Origin of the sequence: Rhodoferax ferrireducens, assembly GCF_031458075.1 — a bacterium.
Lineage (GTDB): Bacteria > Pseudomonadota > Gammaproteobacteria > Burkholderiales > Burkholderiaceae_C > Rhodoferax_B > Rhodoferax_B ferrireducens_A.
Genome location: NZ_JAVDXT010000001.1, coordinates 371,055 through 391,644, shown reverse-complemented (window position 1 = coordinate 391,644; position 20,590 = coordinate 371,055). Strand labels below are relative to the sequence as shown.

19 protein-coding genes are annotated in these 20,590 nt (G+C 64.5%); 8 read left to right on the top strand and 11 right to left on the bottom strand.

Going from position 1 to position 20,590, the window contains the following annotated elements; translation table 11 throughout:
- Positions 1-36: 36 nt before the first annotated feature.
- A complete protein-coding gene (locus tag J2X19_RS01915; RefSeq protein WP_310370124.1) occupies positions 37-1,440 on the bottom strand; it encodes an MFS transporter in 1,404 nt (467 codons plus the stop codon).
- Positions 1,441-1,703: 263 nt separating this feature from the next.
- On the opposite strand from J2X19_RS01915, the gene J2X19_RS01910 reads away from it, so the two are divergent.
- Complete coding sequence (locus tag J2X19_RS01910; protein WP_116605987.1) at positions 1,704-2,480, top strand: IclR family transcriptional regulator domain-containing protein; 777 nt, start codon at positions 1,704-1,706, stop codon at positions 2,478-2,480.
- A 53-nt stretch (positions 2,481-2,533) separates the two neighbouring features.
- Here J2X19_RS01910 and J2X19_RS01905 read toward each other — a convergent pair whose 3' ends face one another.
- Positions 2,534-2,989 carry a GNAT family N-acetyltransferase gene (locus J2X19_RS01905; RefSeq protein WP_310370116.1) on the bottom strand — a complete coding sequence of 152 codons (456 nt, stop codon included), beginning with the start codon at positions 2,987-2,989 and terminating at the stop codon, positions 2,534-2,536.
- A gap of 60 nt (positions 2,990-3,049) precedes the next feature.
- Positions 3,050-3,271 (bottom strand): tautomerase family protein, encoded by a 222-nt coding sequence (locus J2X19_RS01900; RefSeq protein ID WP_310370114.1) that lies wholly within the window; start codon positions 3,269-3,271, stop codon positions 3,050-3,052.
- 349 nt (positions 3,272-3,620) lie between these two features.
- Here J2X19_RS01900 and J2X19_RS01895 point away from each other — a divergent pair, with 349 nt between their 5' ends.
- The 5 genes from J2X19_RS01895 to J2X19_RS01875 all read left to right on the top strand — a co-directional run bounded on the left by J2X19_RS01895 (position 3,621) and on the right by J2X19_RS01875 (position 9,051).
- Complete coding sequence (locus tag J2X19_RS01895; RefSeq protein WP_310370111.1) at positions 3,621-5,912, top strand: penicillin-binding protein 1A; 2,292 nt, start codon at positions 3,621-3,623, stop codon at positions 5,910-5,912.
- A gap of 27 nt (positions 5,913-5,939) precedes the next feature.
- On the top strand, positions 5,940-6,875 hold the full coding sequence (locus tag J2X19_RS01890) for an NADP-dependent oxidoreductase (RefSeq protein ID WP_310370109.1): 936 nt from the start codon (positions 5,940-5,942) through the stop codon (positions 6,873-6,875).
- Positions 6,876-6,955: 80 nt separating this feature from the next.
- Entirely contained in the window at positions 6,956-7,270 is a 315-nt protein-coding gene (locus J2X19_RS01885) for a hypothetical protein (protein ID WP_116605983.1), read from the top strand.
- A gap of 2 nt (positions 7,271-7,272) precedes the next feature.
- Complete coding sequence (locus tag J2X19_RS01880) at positions 7,273-8,235, top strand: homoserine kinase (protein WP_310370106.1); 963 nt, start codon at positions 7,273-7,275, stop codon at positions 8,233-8,235.
- 18 nt (positions 8,236-8,253) lie between these two features.
- A complete protein-coding gene (locus J2X19_RS01875; protein WP_310370104.1) occupies positions 8,254-9,051 on the top strand; it encodes a BPSS1780 family membrane protein in 798 nt (265 codons plus the stop codon).
- Positions 9,052-9,090: 39 nt separating this feature from the next.
- On the opposite strand, the gene arsC is transcribed toward J2X19_RS01875, so the two are convergent.
- The 3 genes from arsC to J2X19_RS01860 are packed head-to-tail and all read right to left on the bottom strand — an operon-like array spanning position 9,091 to position 10,524.
- Positions 9,091-9,519: an arsenate reductase (glutaredoxin) gene (gene arsC / locus J2X19_RS01870; RefSeq protein ID WP_310370102.1), complete on the bottom strand. Its 429-nt coding sequence runs from the start codon at positions 9,517-9,519 to the stop codon at positions 9,091-9,093.
- Positions 9,516-10,202, bottom strand: coding sequence for an aquaporin (locus tag J2X19_RS01865; RefSeq protein ID WP_310370100.1), 687 nt, complete (start codon positions 10,200-10,202; stop codon positions 9,516-9,518). Before J2X19_RS01865 ends, arsC begins: the two co-directional genes overlap by 4 nt.
- Positions 10,189-10,524 (bottom strand): ArsR/SmtB family transcription factor, encoded by a 336-nt coding sequence (locus J2X19_RS01860; protein WP_310370098.1) that lies wholly within the window; start codon positions 10,522-10,524, stop codon positions 10,189-10,191. Before J2X19_RS01860 ends, J2X19_RS01865 begins: the two co-directional genes overlap by 14 nt.
- Positions 10,525-10,653: 129 nt before the next feature.
- Here J2X19_RS01860 and J2X19_RS01855 point away from each other — a divergent pair, with 129 nt between their 5' ends.
- Positions 10,654-12,849 (top strand): PhoX family protein, encoded by a 2,196-nt coding sequence (locus J2X19_RS01855; RefSeq protein WP_310370096.1) that lies wholly within the window; start codon positions 10,654-10,656, stop codon positions 12,847-12,849.
- A 110-nt stretch (positions 12,850-12,959) separates the two neighbouring features.
- On the opposite strand, the gene J2X19_RS01850 is transcribed toward J2X19_RS01855, so the two are convergent.
- The 4 genes from J2X19_RS01850 to J2X19_RS01835 all read right to left on the bottom strand — a co-directional run bounded on the left by J2X19_RS01850 (position 12,960) and on the right by J2X19_RS01835 (position 18,676).
- Entirely contained in the window at positions 12,960-13,766 is an 807-nt protein-coding gene (locus J2X19_RS01850; protein WP_310370094.1) for an oxidoreductase, read from the bottom strand.
- Between the two features lie 36 nt (positions 13,767-13,802).
- Entirely contained in the window at positions 13,803-16,871 is a 3,069-nt protein-coding gene (locus J2X19_RS01845) for an efflux RND transporter permease subunit (RefSeq protein WP_310370092.1), read from the bottom strand.
- Positions 16,868-17,974, bottom strand: a complete 1,107-nt coding sequence (locus J2X19_RS01840; RefSeq protein WP_310370090.1) for an efflux RND transporter periplasmic adaptor subunit — start codon at positions 17,972-17,974, stop codon at positions 16,868-16,870. Before J2X19_RS01840 ends, J2X19_RS01845 begins: the two co-directional genes overlap by 4 nt.
- Positions 17,975-18,058: 84 nt before the next feature.
- Positions 18,059-18,676: a TetR/AcrR family transcriptional regulator gene (locus J2X19_RS01835; protein ID WP_310372618.1), complete on the bottom strand. Its 618-nt coding sequence runs from the start codon at positions 18,674-18,676 to the stop codon at positions 18,059-18,061.
- Between the two features lie 103 nt (positions 18,677-18,779).
- Here J2X19_RS01835 and J2X19_RS01830 point away from each other — a divergent pair, with 103 nt between their 5' ends.
- Positions 18,780-20,237 (top strand): efflux transporter outer membrane subunit, encoded by a 1,458-nt coding sequence (locus tag J2X19_RS01830; protein ID WP_310370088.1) that lies wholly within the window; start codon positions 18,780-18,782, stop codon positions 20,235-20,237.
- A 51-nt stretch (positions 20,238-20,288) separates the two neighbouring features.
- Here J2X19_RS01830 and J2X19_RS01825 read toward each other — a convergent pair whose 3' ends face one another.
- The gene (locus tag J2X19_RS01825; RefSeq protein ID WP_125473925.1) at positions 20,289-20,534 is read right to left on the bottom strand and encodes a hypothetical protein; all 246 of its coding nucleotides are present in this window, start codon (positions 20,532-20,534) and stop codon (positions 20,289-20,291) included.
- Positions 20,535-20,590: the final 56 nt, after the last annotated feature.

The window sequence follows — 20,590 nt, the reverse complement described above, 5'->3', positions numbered from 1 at the left end:
CGCGGGCCGCCAGCACGGGCTGGTTGCGGGCTAGTTTCAGGCCTTGGCCGCGCCCGCCGGGTCCATCAAATGGGCGCGGGCCGAGTCGTAGGCCTTCTTGGGCACGGGCACGGCGTTCGGGTTGCCCAGGTCGACCATGTGGACACGGTAGGTTTCACGCGCGGTGAAGGCGGCGATGGCGGCGATCACCGTGACCGCCAGGGTGATGGCACCCACGGTGAACGGGATGTCCATGGCTCCGGGAGGCGCCACATAGGTGAACAGCGCCGGCAGCATGGCGGTGACCAGGGTGCCCAGGTTCTGCGAAATCGCCATGCCCGAAACCCGGGTGCGGGTGGGAAACATCTCGGGGTAGAAGCTGGGGAACACGGCGTTATAGCCCTGGTAGACGATGCCCCACATCAGGATCGACATGCAGATCGCCAAAGGCACGCTGTGGATGCTGATGGCGTACAGGTAGACGTAGGCCAGCAGGCCCGATGCGATGGCGCCGATGATGATGGGCGGCTTGCGGCCGATCTTGTCCGACAGATTGCCGACAAACGGAATCACCAGCACGGCCACGATATTGCCCAGCACCGGAATCCACAGGTAGATGTCTTTCTCGAAACCGATACCGTAGCCGGGCTGCACCGCGTAGGCCGCACCGAAGATGGTGGTGACCACCGGTATCACATTCATCAGCGAGCAGCACATCACCCGCAGCATGTCGCGCCAGCTCTCGGTGATGGCCTGTACGAACGGCGCCTTGGGCACGGTGCCCTGCGCGTCTTCTTCGGTGAAGGCCGGGGTTTCATCGACTTCACGGCGGATGATGTAGCCGGCCACGATGACCAAGAAGCTCAGCAGGAACGGAATGCGCCAGCCCCAGCTATTGAACTGCTCGGCCGGCATGTAGTGGGCCAGGGGCAGGAACACCGCCGCCGCCAGAATCTGCCCGGCCTGCACGCCTTGCAGCGTAAAGCTGGCATAAAAGCCGCGCCGCCCGAACGGCGCGTGCTCCAGGATCATCGAGCTGGCGCCCGAGATCTCGCCGGCCACTGCAAAGCCCTGGATCAGCCGCATCAGCACCAGCAGCGCCGGCGCCCACAGGCCGATCTGGTCGTAGGTGGGCAGCAGGCCGACGGCCACGGTCGAAAAGCCCATCAGGAACATGCAGATGATCAGCACCTTCTTGCGGCCCTGGGTGTCGCCCCAGTGGCCCAGAAAGAAGGCCCCGATGGGCCGTGCCACATAGCCCACCCCATAGGTGGCCAGCGAGGCGATGATGGCGGTCTTGGGGTCGCCCTTGGGGAAAAAGATTTGCGGAAAAATCAGCGCCGCCGCGGTGGCGTAGATGAAGAAGTCGTAGTACTCCAGCGCCGAGCCGATCCAGCCACTGGCGGTGGCTTTCTTCGACTGCTCGTGACGGTGGGACGCACCATTAGGGGTGTCGGCCATGCATGTCTCCTGTGTGGGTAAGCGCTTGTCTGCAAGCGGACCATGCAGGACAAACACGTTCTAAGGCTGCCGTCACACCGTATTCCGCTGGCAAGTGTTCCGTCAACGCGGCCGTGTTTCGGCCGCGGCACGAATGTAGTGGTGGACGCGGGTATTCCCGCTGACTTTACCCGGCACAGCGATCGATGATTGATCGCCTACGTACACTATGCACACAAAATGCGGGTAAGCCCTAGGCTTGGCCGCGCTTCTTGCCCTCCCCCATGACCGATACCGAAGCCCCCACCATCGATCGCAAACTGCTGATAGAAGGCCTGGGTAAGGGCTTGCGGGTGATAGAGGCGTTCTCCGACGACCGGCCGCGCATGACGGCCACCGAGGCCGGCGCCCACGCTGGGCTGACGCGCACCGCCGCCCGCCGCTACCTGCTGAGCCTGGTGCACTACGGCTACGCCGCCACCGACGGCAAATACTATTGGCTGCTGCCGCGCGTGCTGCGCCTGGGCCAGGCGTTTCTGGACGGTGCGCGCATCCCGCGGCTGGTCCAGCCCTTCATCCAGCGCGCGTCCATGCAGTGCGGCGAAACCCTCAACGTCGGCTCGCTGGACGGGCACGAGGTGGTCTACCTGGCGCGCAGCAATGCGCCGCGCATGGTGTCCATCGGCTTCCACCCCGGCGCCCGCGTGCCCGCGCATGTGGTGGCCCAGGGCTTCAGCATCCTGTCGACTTACGACGACGCGGCCCTGGACGCCTGGATCGCCAGCCACGATTTCGCCAGCTTCACCGGCTCCACCCCGGTCGACCCGGTCGAGTTCCGCGACAGCGTGGTCGCCGCCCGCACCCTCGGCTACTGGCACGCCGACCAGTACCTGAACTTCGGCCTCTGCGGCCTGGCTGTCGCCTTGAAAGACCGCAAAGGCCGCTGCCAGTACGCGCTGAGCGTCACCGCCCAGCGCCAGATGTACCCCGACGACCAGCTGGTCAGCAAGCTGCTGCCGGTGCTGCGCGAAGTGGCCGAGGCGCTGCGGCCGGTGCTCTAAGGTTTGCTATGCAATCCATAGCTGGTTGCGCAGGTACTGCTTGCGCTATAGGGCTAAAAGGCTTGAAAACTGCCGTCGCGTTGCATGGTATTGGCCAGCACCGCGACGCCGGAGTAGGTCGCCTGAAACTCGCCCACCACCTGAAAGCCATACTGCGCATACAGCCGCTTGGCAAGGCTGTTCGACTTGGCCACGTTCAAACTCACCGTACCCGGCATGCGGCGCAGCATGAACTCCAGCAGGTATTTCCCCACGCCCCGGCCCCGGGCCTGGGGATGCACAAACAGAAAGCGGATGCTGCTGCCGAAGCTGGCAGCAAATCCGACGACGCCGTCCATCTCGCACACATAGGCATCCGACTCCTGGAACCGCGCCAGCCGCGGCGGGTCCTGGTCCAGCGGCACCAGCGTAAACGCCTGGTCTTCAAACCGGAGCTCGTCCAGCTTGGACAGGGCGTAGATCTCCAGAATGGCGGGGAAGTCGCTGCTGTGGAAGGGGCGGATTTGCATGGGTCTAGGCGTTTAGCGCGTATTGCACCGGCGTCAGAAGCTACGTATTCCCCTGCATTTTCACGGACTGTTGGTTTGTCGCCGTTGCCGGATCGCGACGACCGACTCGCCGCCTTCCCCCCAGTTCTCGGGGTCCACCTCATCGATGATGACCACCACGCTCTCTCTGCGCTTGGAGAGCACTCTGTGCATGAGATCGGTGATGCCCTCAATCAGCGCCGCCTTCTCTGAAGCGGTGGTAGGGATGTCTCGGCGTGCGAGGCGGATGTTGACTAGTGGCATTGCGTCCCCCGTTGGATCATGTGGCCTAAGCCACGATCGTACCGAATGGCGCGCCATCTGCTCTTGAAGCATCCAGCGCTGATCCAACCAGTGCCACCAGCTATTCTTTAAATAGCAAAAACACAAAGTTACCCATCCCGGCAGCCGCGCTTTACAACCCCTTCACAAGCCGCCGCTAAGCTCCAAAACCGCCGCCTCCCGGGGTGGTCCATAATTTGCCCGACCCAGCCCGGGGGCCCAGCGGCCGTCCCGGGTGCCCCCGCCCCGCCCTTGCGGCAGGGCGGCTACACCGCCAGACCCGCGCCCCCGCCGCCTGTCTCCAACACCGGCACTGCGCGCCACCACACACATGACACAAGCCCCCATCTCCCCCGACACTCCCAGCCCCCAGCCCCGCCCCCTCTGGCGCACTGCGCTGTGGACGCTGGCCGCCATGGCGCTGGCCGGCGCCCTGACCTTGGGCATCGCCGTGGCCTGGCTCTACCCCGGCCTGCCCGAGCTGGACAAGGTCACCCGCTACCAGCCGCAGCAGGCGCTGCAGATCTTCACCAGCGACGGCGTGGAGATCGCCCAGTTTGGCTCCGAACGGCGCGAGTTCCTGCCGATTGCGCAGATCCCGCAGCAGATGCAGGACGCGGTGCTGGCCATCGAAGACGCGCGCTTCCGCGACCACAGCGGCATCGACCCGATCGGCGTGCTGCGGGCCATGGTGGCCAATGTCACTGGCGGCCGGCGCCAGGGCGCGTCGACCATCACCCAGCAGGTGGCGCGCACCTTCTTTTTGTCGAACCGCAAGACGGCCGAGCGCAAGCTGAAGGAAGCCATGCTGGCGCTGAAGATCGAACGCTCCTTGAGCAAGGACGAGATCCTCGAGCTGTACATGAACCAGATCTACCTGGGCCACCGGGCCTACGGTTTTGGCGCTGCCGCCCAGGTCTATTTCGGCAAGCCGCTGGCCGCACTGTCGCTGGCCGAGAGCGCCATGCTGGCCGGCCTGCCGCAGAACCCGGCCTTCGCCAACCCCATCACCAACCTGGAGCGCGCCAGCCGCCGCCAGCAGTTGGTGCTGGGCCGCATGCGCAGCCTGGACATGATCACCCAGGCGGAATTTGACGCCGCCACCGCGCAGAAGCTGGCGATCCGTTCGCCCCTGCAGGTGCCGGTGCATGCCGAGTACGTGGCCGAAATGGCGCGCCAGGCGGTGTTCGAGCGCTACGGCCAGCAGGCCTATTCGCAGGGCATCAAGGTGACCACCTCGCTGATCGCCGCCGACCAGCAGGCGGCCTACGCAGCGCTGCGCCGCGGCGTGCTGGCCTACGACCGCAAGCAGGCCTACCGCGGCCCCGAGGACACCGAAGACCTGCCCAGCGACCCGGCCGAAGAAGACGCGGCCGCTGCGCTGGCGCTAAAGGATTACAACGACGACGAAGACCTGCGCGTGGCCATCGTGCTGCTGGCCAGCCCGCAGGCCATCGTGGCCCGCCTGGCCACCGGCGAGACCTTGCAGATCAAGGGCGACGGCCTGCGCTGGGTGCAGAACGCGCTGAGCGCCAAGGCCAGCCCGCAGCTGGCCATCCACCGGGGCGCCATCATCCGGGTGCAGCGCCAGGACAGCAAGGCCGGCCCCAGCTGGGCGGTATCGCAATGGCCCGAGGTGCAGAGCGCGCTGGTGGCGCTGACCCCCGGTACCGGCCGGGTGCGCGCGCTGGTCGGCGGCTTCGACTTCTCGGAGCAGCAGTTCAACCACGTGACCCAGGGCTGGCGCCAGCCGGGCTCCAGCTTCAAGCCCTTCATCTACTCGGCAGCGCTGGACCAGGGCGTGATGCCGTCCACCGAGGTCAACGACGGCCCGCTGACCATCGCCGGCGCCGCCGGTGGAGCCGACTGGACGCCGCAGAACGACGACGGCCAGTTCCTCGGCGCCATCAGCCTGCGCCAGGCGCTGGCCAAGTCGCGCAACCTGGTCAGCGTGCGCCTGGTGCAGATGCTGGGCGCGCAGAACGCCCGCACCTGGGCTGGCCGCTTTGGCTTCGACATCGACAAGCAGCCCGACAACCTGACCCTGGCGCTGGGCGCGGGCAGCACCACGCCGCTGCAGCTGGCCTCGGCCTACGCGGTATTCGCCAATGGCGGCTACCTGCTGCCGCCGGTGGTGATAGAGCGCATCACCGACGCGCAGGGCAAGGTGCTGTTCGAAGCGCCACCGGCCGCCGCCTTGGCCGATACCGAGCGCGTGGTGCCCGAGCGCAATGTGTTCATCACAAACAGCCTGCTGCAGGAAGTCACCCGCAGCGGCACCGCGGCCAAGGCCCAGGCCACGCTGAAGCGACCCGACCTGTACGGCAAGACCGGCACCACCAACGACGCGTTTGATGCCTGGTTCGCCGGCTTCCAGCCTAGCGTGGCGGCCGTGGTCTGGACCGGCTACGACAAGCCGCGCAGCCTGGGCCGCGAGTCGGGCAGCAGCGTGTCCCTGCCGATCTGGATCGACTACATGGGCCATGCGCTGAAAGGCGTGGCGGTGGCCAACGCCCCGGCGCCTGACAGCGTGATGCGCGACGCGCTGAACGACTGGACCTTCAGCCAGCCGCCCGAGAACGGCGAGCTGATCCGCTTCGGCTTCGACCAGCCCACCCAATAAGCACAAGAGACAAGCAAAGGAAAGCCCATGAAAGCCGTCCGCATCCATAGCTATGGCGACCGCAGCGTGCTCGCCTACGAAGACGCGCCCCTGCCCACCATCGCCGCCGACGAAGTACTGGTGCGGGTGGTCGCCGCATCGGTGAACCCGGTGGACTGGAAGATCCGCGAAGGCCATCTGCAGTCCATGATCCCCTACCCGCTGCCCCTGACCCTGGGCTGGGATGTGTCGGGCGTGGTGGCCGCCGTGGGCACCGAAGTCACGGCCTTTGCGGTGGGCGACGCGGTGTATTCGCGGCCCGACATCCAGCGCAACGGCACGTATGCCGAGTACGTGGCGATCCGCGCCAGCGAAGTCGCGCACAAGCCCAAGACCATTTCGCACATCGAGGCTGCCGCGCTGCCGCTGGCCGGCATCACGGCCTGGCAGTCGCTGTTCCACGCGGCGCAGTTGGCTGCCGGGCAAAGGGTGCTGGTGCATGCGGCCTCGGGCGGCGTGGGCTCGCTGGCGGTGCAGCTGGCCAAGTCCCATGGCGCCTATGTGGTGGCCACCACCTCGGGCAAAAACAGGGCCCTGGTGCAGTCGCTGGGCGCCGACGAGGTGGTCGACTACCAGACGCAGAACTTCGCCACGCTGGTGAGCGACATGGACGTGGTGTTCGACACCCTGGGCGGCGCGGTGCAAGAGGCGTCGTGGGAGGTGCTCAAGCCCAGCGGCATCCTGGTGTCCATCGTCAGCCCGCCGCCCGAAGAACAGGCTACTCTGCGCGGCCTGCGCAGCGCCTTCGTGTTTATCGAACCCAACGCCCCGGTGCTGGAGCAACTGGCCTGGCAGGTCGATGCCGGCAAGCTGCGCCCGCTGATCGGCGCCGAATTCGCGCTGCAAGACCTGGCCCAGGCCCATGCGCTCAGCGAAACCGGCCGCGTGGTGGGCAAGATTGTTTTATACGTAGGCCAGCCCTGAATCTCAAGGCGCGTGCAGTAGCCTACGCTTTGTAGGTGTACGGGGAGGCCTGTGTCGCCCCATACACCTACAATCCAGGTATGCGCGCGCTCCACATCCTCACCCCCGTCCTTTCTCTTACGCTGCTCGGCCTGTCGCCGGCCTGGGCCCAGACCCCTGCGGCTCCGGCAGCACCGATTGACCAGCGCATACAGCGCATCGAAGTGCAAGACTCCGGCGCGCGCATCAACGAGCTGCGCGTCGGCGGCGAAACCCAGAACATCACCGTCCAGCCCAGCAACGGCATGCCTGCGTATGAGGTTGTGCCCGCCAACGGCTCGCGCCGGGCGATGGACGAGCGCGACGGCGGCTCCGGCAGCGTCGGCCAACGGGTCTGGAAACTGCTGAGCTTCTGACGATGGCGGTCTACACCAAGGTCTCTTTGAAAGAGGCGAAAGCGCTGCTGCGCCAGTTGGACCTGGGCGATACCACGGCCTTGCGCGGCATCGAAGGCGGCATCGAGAACACCAATTACTTCGCCACCACCGAGAGTGGCGAATACGTGCTCACCCTGTTCGAGCGCCTGAGCTTCGAGCAGCTGCCGTATTACCTGCAGCTGATGAAGCACCTGGCCCAGCGCGGTATCCCCGTGCCCAACCCCATGGGCAACAAGGCCGGCAACATCCTGCACACAGTCAAGAAGAAACCCGCCTCGGTGGTCAGCAAGCTGCGCGGCAAAAGCGAGCTGGCTCCCGAAGTGGCGCACTGCGCGGCCGTGGGCGATATGCTGGCGCGCATGCACCTGGCCGGGCGCGACTTCGACATGCAGCAGCCCAATCTGCGCGGCCTGGCCTGGTGGAACGAAACCACGCCGGTGGTGCTACCGCACCTGGAGCCGGCCCAGGCCCAGCTGCTGCAAAGCGAGCTGGCCTACCAGAACCACATCGCCGAATCCAGCGCCTATGCGGCCCTGCCCCAGGGCGCGATCCACGCCGACCTGTTCCGCGACAACGTAATGTTCGAAACCGTAGACGGCCAGCCCAAGCTCAGCGGCTTCTTCGATTTCTACTTCGCCGGCACCGACACCTGGCTGTTCGACCTGGCCGTGTGCCTGAACGACTGGTGCATAGACCTGGCCACGGGCGCCAACGACGCCGCCCGCTGCGACGCCTTTCTGGCCGCCTACAGCGCGGTGCGCCCGCTGACCGCCGCCGAACGCCAGCTGCTGCCGGCCATGCTGCGCGCCGGCGCGCTGCGCTTCTGGATCTCGCGCCTGTGGGACTTCCACCTGCCGCGCGAAGCCGCCATGCTCAAGGCCCACGACCCGAGCCATTTCGAGCGCGTGCTGCGTGAGCGCGTGGCCCACCCCATCACGCCCTGACCACCCGCGGCCTATTCCATGAAACTCCAAATCGTCCCGGCCCGCACAGGCTTTCTGTGGGTCAAGCTGGGCATCCAGGCCTATTTCAAGCAGCCGCTGGCCATGACCGGCCTGTTCTTCCTGTTCATGGCGGCGCTGTCGGTCATCAACCTGGTGCCACTGCTGGGCAATTTCGTCGCACTGGCCCTGCTACCCACCATGGCCCTGGGCCTGATGATGGCCACGCACGAGGCCAGCCAGGGCCGCTTCCCCCAGCCCACCGTGCTGTACAAGGCCTTCCGCGCCGACCCGCAGCGTCTGCGCGGCATGCTGGTACTGGGGGTCATGTACGCGGCCGGCTTTGTGCTGCTGCTGGGCATTACCTCGCTGGTGGACGGCGGCGAATTCGTGCGCCGCTTCCTGGGCCTGGGCGGCAGCGCCAGCCAGTCCGACAGCCCGCTGGAGCTGCAGCAAGGCATGCTGGTCTTCATGGCCTTGCATCTGCCGCTGTCGCTGGCCTTCTGGCATGCGCCGGCGCTGGTGCACTGGCACGGCATTACGCCGGGCAAGAGCGTGTTCTTCAGCCTGGTGGCCTGCTGGCGCAACAAGGGCGCCTACATGGTGTTCGGCTTCACCTGGTTTGCCCTGGTGATGGTCGGCGGCCTGGTGGTGCAGATCCTGGCCATGCTGCTGAGCCTGCCGGCGCTGATGGGCGTAGGCATTCTGGTGCTGACCCTGCTGACCACCAGCATGTTTTTGACCTCGATCTACTTCACCTTCCGCGACAGCTTCACCGCCGACCCGGCGGAAGAAGCTGTACCGATCGCTATCGAATAAATAGCTGCCTGCGCAGGCAGCATAAGCGCTGAGGCCGTATCAGGGCATTATCCGCCGCCCCTGGGCGTTGACGACTTTTTCGCCATCTTCCTTGGCAAAAGCACCCTGCTGCGGGTGGGGCAGGATGTCCAGCACCGCCTCGGATGGCCGGCACAGCTTGGCGCCCAGCGGGGTGATGACGATGGGCCGCTCCAGCAGGATGGGGTGGGCCACGATGGCGTCGATCAAGGCGTCGTCGCTGAGGGCCGGGTTGTCCAGCCCCAGCTCTTCATAGGGCGTGCCCTTCTTGCGCAGCACGGCGCGCACCGGCAGGCCCAGTTGGGCCAGCAAGGCCAGCAGCCGCTCCCGGCTGAGCGGGGTTTTCAGGTACTCGACTACGGTGGGCTCTACGCCCGAGTTGCGGATCAAGGCCAGCACATTGCGCGAGGTGCCGCAGGCCGGGTTGTGGAAGATGGTGGTATCGGTCATAGAGTGCTTTCTAAGGAGGTTTCAAAAAGACCGGCCAGCCACAGGCCGGCCAGAGCGCCCGCGCACTGCGCGAGCACAAAGCCGGGCGCGCTGGCCGGGGCGATGCCGGCAAAGCTGTCGCTCAGCATGCGGCCCAGCACGGCGGCGGGGTTGGCGAAGCTGGTGCTGGCGGTGAACCAGTAGGCCGCGCCGATATAGCTGGCCACCAGCGCGCTGGCCTTGCCCGCCGGGGCGCGCAGGATGACCAGGACCAGCCCGGCCGTGGCCACCGCCTCGGCCAGCCACTGGCCGCTGCCGGTGCGTAGCTTGGCGCTGGTTTGCAGGACGGGCAGGTCGAACATCGCATGCGCGAGCCAGGCCCCGAGCACTGCGCCCAGCAGCTGGAATACTATAAAAAGCGTAGCTGCTCGCGCAGGCTCCCTCTGCGCTAGCGGCTGTTTTGACCACAAAACCAGGGTCACCAGCGGATTGAAGTGCGCACCACTGACCGGCCCCAGGGTTTCGATCAGCACATACAGCGCCCACACCGTGGCCAGCGTATTGGCCAGCAGGGCCACCGCGGTGTTGCCGCCCGCCAGCCGCTCGGCCATCACGCCCGAGCCGATCACCGCGCACAGCAATGCGGCCGTGCCCGCGCACTCGGCCAGCAGCTGCTGGGAAAGCCGGGGTCTAGCAGTCGGCACAGACCACCTCCACCGCACAGCTTTCGCCCTGGCAGCAGTGCTCGCTCAGGTAGCCGAGCAAGGCGTTCATCTGGTCGAAGTTGGCGCGGTAAATCAGATTGCGGCCGCGCGGCTCGCTGCTGACCATGCCGGCGTGGGCCAGCTCCTTCAGGTGGAAGGACAGCGCGCTGGGCGCCACACCCAGCTGCTCGGCCATGGCACCGGGGGTCAGGCCCTCGGTACCGGCCACCACCAGCGCGCGGAACGCCCGCAGGCGCTGGGCCTGGGCCAGGGCCGCCAGGGAGCGCACAGCGGAGGTTTCGTCCAGATAATTTGATTTCATATTTCAAGTTTAGTTGAAATATTGAATTAAAAAACCGCAGGCCGATCCGTTTACTTTTGTCATGGGTATTTCACGGTTTTGTCACATGGCACAAGGATGATCGCGCGGTTTACATACCAACCCACGACCATGACCACAGACACCCGCATCGACTTCAACGACGAAGACTCCAACCGCTCGGCCAACCCGCATTTCGACGCGGTGCTCGACACCCGCCTGAGTCGCCGCAAGCTGCTGGGCGGCGGTGTCGGCACGCTGGCCACCGGCCTGCTGGGCGGCGTGGCCCTGACCGGCTGCGCCACCGACGGCGCGGTACACAGCATGGGCGCGGGCAACGAGCGCTTGCTGGCCTTCAATGCCGTGCCCAAGGGCCTGGCCGACGTGGTGACGGTGCCGGCCGGCTACAAGGTGGAGATCATTTACGCCCTGGGCGACCCTATCCTGGGCGGCGCCGCGGCCTTCAAGAACGACGGCACAGATACCGATTTCGACAAGCGCGCCGGCGACCACCACGACGGCATGGAATGGTTTGGCCTGGACGCTGGCGGCAAGCCCTCACGCAACGCGGTGAACCGCGGCCTGCTGGCGGTGAACCACGAAGCCACCACCGATGAAAAGCTGTCCTCGCACTTCCTGCACGCCAACGGCGGCAAGACCAGCCTGCCCCGCCCCGCGGCAGAGGTCGACAAGGAACTGATGATCCACGGCCTGTCGGTGGTCGAAGTGGCCGCTGCCGGTGGCGCCTGGAAGTACCAGCCCAGCTCAGCCTTCAACCGCCGCATCACCACCATGACCGAAGCTGTGGTGCACGGCCCGGCCCGGGGCAGCGCGCACCTGGTGACCAAGTTCAGCCCTGACGCCACCCGCTGCCGCGGCACCCTGAACAACTGCGGCACCGGCAAAACGCCCTGGGGCACGTTCGTGTCGGGCGAAGAAAACTGGTACGGCTACTTCTTCCGCGATGCCAAGGACGACGACAAGCGCGGCAAGAAAGACCCGTCGGTCGCCGGCCTGCAGCGCTACGGCCGGATCGCCGGCGCCGCCAGCCGCCACGGCTGGGAAAGCGGCGGCACGGCCGACCAGTACGTGCGCTGGAACAACAGCGCCAGCGGCGCCAGCGCCCGTGACGACTACCGCAACGAAATGAACACCTTCGGCTACGTGGTCGAGCTCGACGCCTACACCCAACAGCCGCTGCGCAAGCGCACCGGCCTGGGCCGCTTTGCCCACGAAAGCGTGAGCTTCGCCAAGCCGGTGGCCGGCCAGCCCGTGGTGGCCTATATGGGCGACGACGCACGCGGCGAATACATGTACAAGTTCGTCTCCGCCGCCAAGTGGGATGCAGCCGACGCGAATCCCGCCGACCGCCTGGCTGCTGGCGACAAATACCTGGACCAGGGCACGCTGTTCGCGGCCAAGTTCAAGGCCGACGGTACGGGCGAATGGCTGGAGCTGTCGCTGAACAACCCGTTCATCGCCGCCAACCCCGACTTTGAATTCAAGACCGCGGCCGACATCGCCATCTTCACCCGCCTGGCCGCGGACGCCGCCGGCGCCACCAAGATGGACCGCCCCGAGTGGGGTGGCATCAACCCGCGCACCGGCGAGTTCTACATGAGCCTGACCAACAACGCCAACCGCACGGTGGACGGCGAAATGGCCACCGACGCCGCCAACCCACGCAGCTACAGCGACATGAAGGACGGCAAGGAAAGCAAGGGCAACGTCAACGGCCACATCATCCGCACCGCCCAGGCCACGCCAGCGGCCACGGCCTTCAAGTGGGACGTCTACCTGTTCGCCGCCGAAGCCGATGCCGACAAGAGCCTGGTCAATCTGTCCGGCCTGACCGACGAGAACGATATGTCGGCCCCCGACGGCCTGGCCTTTAGCGAAGCCACCGGCCTGTGCTGGATCCAGACCGACGACAGCGCCTACACCGACAAGACCAACTGCATGCTGCTGGCCGGCATGCCCGGTAAGGTGGGCGATGGCGGCAAGAAAACCCTGGCCTACAAGCGCACCGACGGCAGCGAAAAGCGCATCGACACCTATGTGGGCCGCGCCGCCACCCCGGCCACGCTGAAGCGTTTTTTGGTGGGCCCGAAGGACTGCGAAATCACCGGCCTGTGCGAAACGCCGGACGGCCGCGCGCTGTTCATCAACATCCAGCACCCGGGCGAAACCACCAAGATGGCCGATGTCAACGACCCGGCCAAGTACACCAGCCAATGGCCGGCCAACGCCGGCTACGGCGCCGGCAAGCGCCCACGCTCGGCCACCATCGTGATCACCAAGATCGACGGCGGCCGCATCGGCACCTGAGTGGGCATATCCCCTGCTGGGACTGCACAGCAAAAAGCCCGCTGGCGCGATGCCAGCGGGCTTTTTTATGGCAAGTTGTGCCGATCTAGGCCGAGGCCCGCCCCGACAGTTCAGGCCAGCCCGAACGTCTTCCGTAGACCCTTCTCGACCGGGCCGGCTGGCATGAAGCGGCGCAGCTTGGCCAGCAGAGAGGCCTCGCCTTTGGGTGTACGCCGCATCTTCCATGCACCCAGCGCGGCTTCGACAATCGTGGCGGCAACCCCATCCGGCCCGGGCGCTTTTTGGACATTGTTTTGGATTGCCTTGGAGACGATGCCAAGCTCCCTGCTGTAGTCAGCGATTCTGGCCACGGTCTGGGGCGCGTTGAGATCCAGATTGGTCTTGGTAAAGGATGGTTCGACAAGTGCCACGCGGATGCCGAACTGGCGCACCTCGTGATCCAGGGTCTCGGACAGGCCTTCAACGGCATGCTTGGAGGCCGAATAGAGCGCCATGTACGGCGCAGGCAGAAAGCCCAGCACCGAGCTGACGTTGACGATGCGGCCAGAACGCTGCTCACGCATCTGCGGCAGCACGGCCTTGATCGTACGCAAGAGGCCGAAGAGATTGGTGTCAAACAGCGTCTGGGCTTCGGCAATCGAGGTTTCTTCCGTCGCGCCCAGCAGGGTCACACCCGCACTGTTGACCAGCACATCGATGCGCTGGGCTTGGGCGATGATGGTCTGGATTCCGCGCTCAATCGACGCTTCGTCACGGATATCCATCTCAATGAGTGCAACGCCCGGTATGGGCTGTGCTTTTGCCATGCTGCGCACAGTGCCGAATACCTGGCAACCTTGCTGGACACATTGGATGGCGGTGGCGCGTCCGATGCCCGATGACACGCCGGTAATAACGACAACTTTAGAGTTCGACATAGTTGTTCCTTGTTTGCTTTATTGAATAGAGATAAATCACTGCTGCGATGGGGTTGGTCGGATCTTGAACCAGATGGAATACATGGCCGGCAGGAACACTAGCGTCATGACGGTTCCCGCCAAGGTGCCTCCGATCAGCGTGTAAGCCAGGGTGCCCCAGAACACCGAGTGCGTCAGCGGCATGAAGGCGAAGATGGCGGCCAAGGCAGTCAAGATGACGGGTCTGGCGCGTTGCACCGTGGCCTCGACGATGGCCTGGAACGGCGCCAGCCCCTCCTGCTCGTTGTGGTGGATTTGTCCGATGAGAATCAGCGTGTTGCGCATCAAAATGCCGGACAGTGCAATCAGCCCCACCAGCGCATTGATGCCGAACGGTTGCTGGAACAGCAACAGCGTTGGTACCACGCCAATCAGGCCCAACGGACTGGTCAAGAAGACCATCACCATTGCGGACATGGACCGCACCTGCAAAATGATGATCAGCAAAGTGATCGCCAGCATGAGGGGAAACAGCGGCAACATGGCTTGGGTTGCTTTGGCGGATTCTTCAATGGAGCCAGCCTCCACTATGTGATAGCCACTCGGCAGCTTGTCCACGATGGGCTGCAGTTGTTTGGTGATGGCGGTCGACACGTCTGGCGGCTGCAAGCCATCGGCAATGTCGCCCCGCACGGTGATTGTCGGCACGCGGTCGCGCCGGCGCACGATAGGTTCCTCCATGCGCACTTCCACCTCACCCACTTGTGACAGCGGAATGCGTTGTCCATTGGCGCCGGCCAGTGTGAAGTCCCCAATCTTGGCCGGGTCGAGCCGGATATTTCCAGCCGAACGGACCACCACCTGCACGGTACGAATGTCTTCGCGCACCGCAGTCACTGGCACACCGGTCAACAAGAATTGCAGCTGTTGCGCTACCGCGCTCGAGCTCAGCCCCATCGCCTGCAAGCGGTCTTGCTGCAAGCGGAAGTGCAGCGTGGGTGTACGTGTGCCCCAGTCAGAGTTGACCGTGCGCATCATCGGGCTGGCCGCCATGACTTGTTGCACTTCGGCAGCTATGCCACGCAACTTTTCCGGGTCTGGACCCGTCACACGGTAAGCCACAGGGAATGGCGAATACGGGCCGAATACCAGCTGGGTGACGCGAACCCGTGCTTCGGGCGCCAGTCCGTCGGCAACGGCCTGGCGCAGCCGGGTTTTCAGTGCATCACGCTCGCCCTGGTTGTCCGTACGGATGACGATCTTGGCAAACGACGGGTCGGGAAGCTCCGGCCCCATCGAGAAGAAGAATCGCGGCGCGCCCTGGCCGATGTAGGAGGTGACGATCTTGGCTTCCTCTTGCTTGGCCAGCCAGGCTTCCACCTTCGCCGAAGCATCGCTGGTTTGCGTGATGGCCGTGCCATAGGGCATTTGTACTTCGACCAGCACTTCTGGCCGGTCGGAGATCGGGAAGAACTGCTTCTTCACCACACCCATACCCAGCACGGACAGGACAAACAGAGCCACAACCGAACCAGCGACCAGCCATTTGCGGGCGATGACCTGCCCCAGTATCCGGCGGAAGCGGTTGTAACGTGGCGTGTTGTACAGAGCCTCGTGTCCACCTTCGACCTTTTTGACGTCCGGCAGCATCTTCACGCCCAGGTAGGGCGTGAAAACCACAGCCACCACCCAGGACGCGATCAGGGCAATGCCGACGATCCAGAACATATTGCTGGTGTATTCACCCGCAGACGACGGTGCGAAACCATTGGGCATGAAACCGACCGCCGTCACCAGCGTGCCCGAGAGCATGGGCGCCGCGGTGTGGCTCCATGCATAGGCAGAGGCGGCAACACGGCTGTAACCCTCTTCCATCTTCACCACCATCATTTCGATGGCGATGATGGCGTCGTCCACCAGCAGGCCCAGCCCCAGAATCAAAGACCCCAGGGTGATGCGGTCAAAGTTTTTGCCAGTTGCCATCATCACCATGAATACCACCGCCAGCGTCAACGGTACGGCCGCGGCGACCACGACACCGACGCGCCAGCCCATGCTCACAAAGCACACCACCATGACCACCAGCAGCGCGGCAAAGAACTTGACCATGAACTCATCGACCGCCGACTTGATATTGACGGATTGGTCCGTCACTTTGGTCAGGCCCATGCCCAGTGGCATCTCGGCGTTGATGGCGCCTACCTCGCTGTCCAGCGCCTTGCCCAAATCAAGCCCGTTCCAGCCGTCGCGCATCACGACGCCCAACAGCAAGGCTGGCTCGCCGCCGTTGCGCACCAGGAAGGTTGCCGGGTCTTCGTAACCACGCTTCACGGTGGCGACGTCCGACAGCTTCAGCGTGCGGCCTTGTGCAACTACTGGCGTATCGCGGATCTTTTGCAGTGCATCGAAAGCGCCATCCAGGCGAATGAATACCTGCGGGCCCTTGGTTTCGACCGACCCGGCCGGCGTCAGGGCATTCTGGCTATTGAGCGCGGTGAACACATCCTGCGGGCTGACCCCCAGCGTTGCCAGGCGTTCATGCGAGAACTCGACATAAATGCGCTCAGGCTGTTCGCCGATGATGTTGACCTTCTTGACACCCGCTACGTGCAGCAGCCGCTGGCGCAGCGTCTCTGCATCGCGTACCAACAAGCGTTGCGGCTCGCCCTTGGCCTTGAGTGCGTACAGCCCAAAGGTGACGTCCGAATATTCGTCGTTCACCATGGGTCCGATCACACCGGACGGCAGGTTGCCTGCCTCGTCGCCGAGCTTCTTGCGGGCCTGGTAGAACTCCTTTTCGACCTCCGCAGGGGGGGTGCTGTCCTGCAAGTTCAGGATAGTGAAGGCTAAACCCGGTCGCGTGAAGGTTTCGGTACGGTCGTACCAGCGCAATTCCTGCATGCGCTTTTCAAGCTTCTCAGTGACTTGGTCCTGCATTTCCTGCGCCGAAGCTCCAGGCCAGGCGGTGACGATGGTCATCGTCTTGATCGTGAAAGACGGATCTTCTGCCCGCCCCAGCTTGAAGAATGAAAAAAGCCCCGCAAGCGAGATCAGACAGATCAGAAACAAGGTGATGGAACGCTCGCGTACAGCCAGCGCGGAGAGGTTGAAGCGGCCTTCGCTCATGGCCGCGCTCCCGCAACGGAGGTGCCTTGACCCGCCACGCGCACCTGCTCACCGTCGCGCAACAGGTGCGTGCCGAGCGCGACTATGCTGTCACCCTGCTTGAGCGAGCCCACGACACGGGCACTATCGTCATCCAGACGCTGGATTTTGACCGGCCGCCAGAACACCTTGGCTGGCTCTCCCTTGATGACCCAAACCCCGGGTCCATTGCCTGCATCGAACAGCGCGCCCATCGGTACCCGCAAACCGTCTTGCACAGCGGCCTGTGCCTCCGGAATCTGGATCGTGACCGTGCTGCCCAAGGGGGCGTTGGACAGCTCTCCCTCGAGCACATACCTGGCTTCGAAGGTGCGGGTCTGCCGGTCTGCGGTATCCGACAACTGCCGGAGCTTGCTTGGAACGGTCACACCTTCTTTGCCAAAAAGCGCGGCCTGGCCGACGGAGCCGACCGCAGGGCGCAAGGTTTCTGGCAGCTGGACGATGGCTTCGCGGCGTCCGGCATGGGCCAGGCGTACCGCCACTTGTCCCGCACTGACGACCTGGCCGGGTTCGACCAGCGTTTCCATGACGACACCATCGGCATCCGCCAGCAGTTCGGTGTAGCGGCTCGCGTTGCGCGCAACTTCGGCCTGGGCTTCCGCCGCATTCAGCTGGGCTTTGGCGGTATCCGCTGCCGCCTTGATCTGGTCGTAGGCTGACGCCGATATGGCACCGGTGCCGCGCAGATCGCGGTAGCGGGCCTCGTCCTCCGCTGATTGCTGCGCCCGCGCCCGGGCGGCAGCGACAGCCTCCTGCTGCGCATGGACTGCCAGCTTCAGATCGACCGGGTCGATGCGCATGAGCAGCTGCCCGCGCTTCACGGTTTGCCCGGCATCCACCAACCGCTCCAATACCTTGCCGGCGACGCGGAAGCCCATATCGCTTTGCACCCGGGCGGCAACGCTGCCGGTGAACGCACGGGACGCGGAGACCGCGTTTTGCACGCTAGCAGCGCGCACCAGCGGGACTGCAGTGCGTGGGTCAGGTGGCGTCTTCTCGTTGCATGCGATCAATGCAAACGGCAACGCGGAGACAAGAACAGTGAAAGCGAGGCGGCGGCGCATAGAAATCCCGTAAAAAAACTAAACAGGATTTCATTGTGTTTCTAGTGACTAATATTGTCAATAGTCACAAACAATTTAGTCTTCTTATGGCGACAGACTGCGCAGCACCAAGCTGGAAAGTTGGGTCGGTGCGCCTGCGGCGTAATCCAAGCTGTGCTGCAGCAACACCGGATTCAGGTAGGGCCGCAGGACCAATTGGATGGCCATAGCGGTCTCATCCAGCGGCGTTTTGCGCTCGAACTCCTCGCTCTCGCGCCCTTGGCGCAGGATGTCTTGCAGAATGGCCTGGATGCGTCCCTCGAACACGCGTACCGCCTCCCAGTGTTCGCTGGCGGCCGAGGCTGCAATGTCATGCAGCTTGCGGTTTTCAAAGAACAGGCGAAGGCTGGACTCGACCACGGCTTTGAACATACGCCTCAGCTTTTCGGGGGCGCGGTCGGCCCCGTCCACCGCCGCCATGACATCTGCTTCGATCTGTTGCAGGCAATTTGCACAAATCACTTCGCCGATGGCTTGCTTGGATTCGAAGAACTTGTAGATGTAAGCCTTGGAAAACCCGATGGCTTTGGCGAGATCGGAGACTGTCGTCTTCTCGTAGCCATACAGGCGGAAGTGGTCGGTGGCCGCGGTGACGATCTGGTCCCGCACATCGTGATCGACCGGGCCGCGCCCCGTGCTCGCCGCAGTAGTTGCTTTATTCATATCCAACAGCTTAACCCTTGTCGTAAACTTGCACAACCAGTGACCATATTGTAATATAGTCACAATCCATTTATCCAATCCATCCACTTCGCGGAAGATGCCCATGCTAAAACGCACTCTCCTCATGCTGGCCATCGCCAGCCTTTCAGCCGGTTGCGCCGTCGGGCCAGACTATGCCCGACCCGACACGCCCATGCCAGATCGCTACCTGGGTGAAACGGCAGTCGCGCAACGGCATGCCAGCACGACAGCTGACCTGATTGTGTGGTGGGAGGGCTTTGGCGACCCGCAATTGACCCGCTTTGTCACGCTGGCACTGGAGCAGAATCTGGACCTCGCGCAGGCGTCTACCCGCGTCGCCCAGGTCCGCGCCGGGCTCGGCGCCGCGAATGCCGCGTTGCTGCCTTCCGGCACCATCAGCGCCCAGGGTGCCCGGGCTTACCAATCGGTTGAAACGCCATTGGGGCAGGTCTTGAATGCAAGGCCTGGGTTGGACCGTTATGGCAATGCCTATGAGGCCAACCTGGGCCTCGGATGGGAGCTGGACCTGTTCGGTGGCCTGCGCCGCGAACGGGAGGCGGCCGTTGCCGAATACCAGGCATCGGAAGCCGGCGCGGCGGCAACACGCCTGGCGGTGGCGGCACAGACCGCCGATGTCTATATCGGCATCCGCGGACTGCAAACCCGCCTCGGGATTGCCCGGAAGCAGGTGCAGACACAGCAAGACCTGCTGTCCACCCTCCAACTGCTCTACAACAAGGGGTTGGCCGCCGAGCTTCAAGTGCGCCAGGTCGAAGGTGCTCTGGCCCAGGTACGGGCATCTATACCGGTGCTCGAAGCGGGATTGGATACGGCGATGAACGCGCTGGATGTGATGTTGGGTAAGTCGCCCGGTACATACCGGGCCGAGCTTGCCAATACAGGCGCTATCCCCAGCGCCCCGCAGATCGCGTCCACCGGCTCGCCGGGCGATCTGCTCCGGCGCCGGCCCGACCTGATCGTGGCCGAACGCCGCCTCGCTGCGTCCAACGCGCGCATCGGCGTGGCGATTGCCGAGTATTACCCCAAGCTCTCGTTGAGCGGGTTGATAGGCAGCGCAACCTCGGTGTCCAGCGGCAACCTGTTCACCAGCGGCGCAAGCCAGGCCGCCGGTGTGCTGGGCCTTCGCTGGCGCCTGTTCGACTTTGGCCGCATCAACGCGCAGATCGATCTGGCCAAGGGCCGCGAGGCCGAGGCGCTGGCCGGCTATCGGCTGGCCATCCTGCATGCGACGGAAGATGTGGAAAACGCGTTCTCAGCCCTGGTAAAACGCGAGGACCAGGCCGGCATACTGGCTGGGGGGGTGGATTCGTTCAGCCGAGCCCGGGGGGCATCGTTTGCGGCGTACCAGAAAGGCGTGGTCAGCATTGTCGAAGTCCTGCAAGCCGACGAGAGCCTGCTGCGTGCCTCCGACATGCGGGCGCAAGCGCAAACCGAATCCGCACGCGCGGCGGTTGCAGCCTTCAAGGCGCTCGGCGGCGGCTGGCAGCCCCAAGCCACCGCAACGGTAGCAACCAGATAACCGCGCATTACCCTATGGCAGCGCTACGCCACGGTGGATGGGCGGAGGGCCTCAAGCCGCCATTTGCAGATAGGCCACCGGGTCGCGCGCCATGCGCATGCCCTGCTCGCGGGCGTGGGCCAGGGCCGTGTCTTCGGAGGTGAACGGGTTATCGAAGCTGAACACGCGTTCGCTGGGGATGGGCATGCCGTAGTGCAGCGCGATGCCGACCTTGGCCAGCCAGGTGCCGTCGATCATAGGTTTGGCAAACAGCGACACAACACAGTCGCCAACGTGGAATTCTTGCAGGTCTGACATGGCGGGCTCCTTGGGTTGGGTGCCCACCATGCTGCACGCTGTGTATGACGCTATGA

Excerpts from the sequence above, each read along its gene's own strand:
- J2X19_RS01880 (WP_310370106.1), top strand. The coding sequence starts at position 7,273 with ATGGCGGTCTACACCAAGGTCTCTTTGAAAGAGGCGAAAGCGCTGCTG.
- J2X19_RS01875 (WP_310370104.1), top strand. The coding sequence starts at position 8,254 with ATGAAACTCCAAATCGTCCCGGCCCGCACAGGCTTTCTGTGGGTCAAG.
- J2X19_RS01860 (WP_310370098.1), bottom strand. The coding sequence starts at position 10,524 with ATGAAATCAAATTATCTGGACGAAACCTCCGCTGTGCGCTCCCTGGCG.
- J2X19_RS01890 (WP_310370109.1), top strand. The coding sequence starts at position 5,940 with ATGAAAGCCGTCCGCATCCATAGCTATGGCGACCGCAGCGTGCTCGCC.
- J2X19_RS01910 (WP_116605987.1), top strand. The coding sequence starts at position 1,704 with ATGACCGATACCGAAGCCCCCACCATCGATCGCAAACTGCTGATAGAA.
- J2X19_RS01855 (WP_310370096.1), top strand. The coding sequence starts at position 10,654 with ATGACCACAGACACCCGCATCGACTTCAACGACGAAGACTCCAACCGC.
- J2X19_RS01895 (WP_310370111.1), top strand. The coding sequence starts at position 3,621 with ATGACACAAGCCCCCATCTCCCCCGACACTCCCAGCCCCCAGCCCCGC.
- J2X19_RS01835 (WP_310372618.1), bottom strand. The coding sequence starts at position 18,676 with ATGAATAAAGCAACTACTGCGGCGAGCACGGGGCGCGGCCCGGTCGAT.
- J2X19_RS01830 (WP_310370088.1), top strand. The coding sequence starts at position 18,780 with ATGCTAAAACGCACTCTCCTCATGCTGGCCATCGCCAGCCTTTCAGCC.
- J2X19_RS01915 (WP_310370124.1), bottom strand. The coding sequence starts at position 1,440 with ATGGCCGACACCCCTAATGGTGCGTCCCACCGTCACGAGCAGTCGAAG.
- J2X19_RS01900 (WP_310370114.1), bottom strand. The coding sequence starts at position 3,271 with ATGCCACTAGTCAACATCCGCCTCGCACGCCGAGACATCCCTACCACC.
- J2X19_RS01905 (WP_310370116.1), bottom strand. The coding sequence starts at position 2,989 with ATGCAAATCCGCCCCTTCCACAGCAGCGACTTCCCCGCCATTCTGGAG.
- J2X19_RS01850 (WP_310370094.1), bottom strand. The coding sequence starts at position 13,766 with ATGTCGAACTCTAAAGTTGTCGTTATTACCGGCGTGTCATCGGGCATC.
- J2X19_RS01840 (WP_310370090.1), bottom strand. The coding sequence starts at position 17,974 with ATGCGCCGCCGCCTCGCTTTCACTGTTCTTGTCTCCGCGTTGCCGTTT.
- J2X19_RS01885 (WP_116605983.1), top strand. The coding sequence starts at position 6,956 with ATGCGCGCGCTCCACATCCTCACCCCCGTCCTTTCTCTTACGCTGCTC.
- J2X19_RS01825 (WP_125473925.1), bottom strand. The coding sequence starts at position 20,534 with ATGTCAGACCTGCAAGAATTCCACGTTGGCGACTGTGTTGTGTCGCTG.
- arsC (WP_310370102.1), bottom strand. The coding sequence starts at position 9,519 with ATGACCGATACCACCATCTTCCACAACCCGGCCTGCGGCACCTCGCGC.
- J2X19_RS01845 (WP_310370092.1), bottom strand. The coding sequence starts at position 16,871 with ATGAGCGAAGGCCGCTTCAACCTCTCCGCGCTGGCTGTACGCGAGCGT.